The 1403-nt window shown below is 35.6% G+C and carries 1 protein-coding gene; it reads left to right on the top strand.

What is annotated here, in order from left to right; genetic code table 11:
- Nucleotides 1-926: DUF3987 domain-containing protein (locus ABD917_RS08660; protein ID WP_345119660.1), on the top strand; the 926-nt coding region annotated here is incomplete at its 5' end.
- Between the last annotated feature and the right edge of the window lie 477 nt (nucleotides 927-1403).

Genomic DNA, 1403 nt, shown 5'->3' with positions numbered 1-1403 from the left:
AAGAAAACCCCCGTGGTCTTTTGATGGTTCGTGATGAGTTATCTGGTTTTTTAGCCAATTTGGAGAGAAAGGAATATCAAACAGACCGTTCTTTCTATTTAACAGCTTTCAATGGAGATGATCAATTTACCTATGACCGTATAGAGCGTGGAACCATTTTTATTCCCCATGTAACTTTATCAATGATTGGAGGCATTCAACCTTCACGAATTATTCCCATCATTCAAGCCATGCACCGTGGCATAAACGATGACGGTTTATTACAACGGTTTCAAATGCTGGTGTGGCCCGATGAAAATCAAGAGTGGCAATTGGTTGATAGCCCCCCCAATCAAGAGGGCTGGCAAAAGTATGAAAGCGTTTTTCGTTCTTTTCGTGATAAACGACTAGGTTCTCCAGAACAGCCGCTGATCATGCGTTTTATACCAAAAGCACAAGAGAAATTTTATGAATGGCTAGAAAATCTTCATAGAGAGGCAAAAAGTGGGCGTTTCTCTGAAAGCTTACAATCGCATGTTTTAAAAATGCCAAAAACCATAGCAAGTCTTGCGTTGATTTTTGAACTTCTTGATAGTGGGCGTTTTGAAATTGGTCTCTATGCCATCACAACAGCCTTGCGTTGGGAAAAATATCTGATAAGTCACGCAAAACGTCTTTATGCGGCGGGGGATACAGTAACAGCAGAGCGTGCAAAATTGATTATCGAACGCTGTGATCATTTACCCGATGTTTTTACTTTACGTGATATTCATCAAAGAAGTTGGAGTTCTTTAAAAGATAATCAAGCTGTTAAGCAAGCTTTAGAGCTTTTATGTCGTTGTAACTATATTCGTGCAATATCTGAAAACAATAGCTCTAAAAGCGGTCGACCTACCATACGCTATGAATGGCATCCTTTAGTGAAAATTCATAAGACACCACAATAGGCAATCTGGAAATTTTATAACCTTAGATTCAAAAATGAACCTTCAAAGTCTTTCTATCTCTTAATTTTGAGGATTTTGAAGATTTTGAGGGTTCCTTTTACGCCCCCTTATATATTTTTTTCAATCAAAAAAATAAAAGTTATTATATTTCAATGTGTTATTATTTTAATAATACAACCTATATCGACAACACAACCTTAAATTCAACCCATAGTATATTTTTGAAGGTATTTTGAGGGTTTGAGAAACCTTCAAAACCTATGGTAAAATGCATCAAAATGATTATTCTGATGTTTTAAAAGCCCATAGTGCATTTGTTTTGATTGACACGTTAATTAACACATCAAATAAATAGCAAATTTCATTATTGTGCTGATCTAACCATGCATCTATAAGCTGTGGATAAATAGGCTTTTAAAGCTCCTTTTGAAAAAATTTATCCGTTTTTATGCATTTTTCTGCATTTTTTCTCAATTC

Origin of the sequence: Bartonella pachyuromydis, assembly GCF_039543065.1 — a bacterium.
In the GTDB taxonomy this organism is placed as follows: Bacteria; Pseudomonadota; Alphaproteobacteria; order Rhizobiales; family Rhizobiaceae; genus Bartonella; species Bartonella pachyuromydis.
Note: the sequence above shows the minus strand (reverse complement) of the source record. Positions and strands in the feature narration are given on the sequence as shown.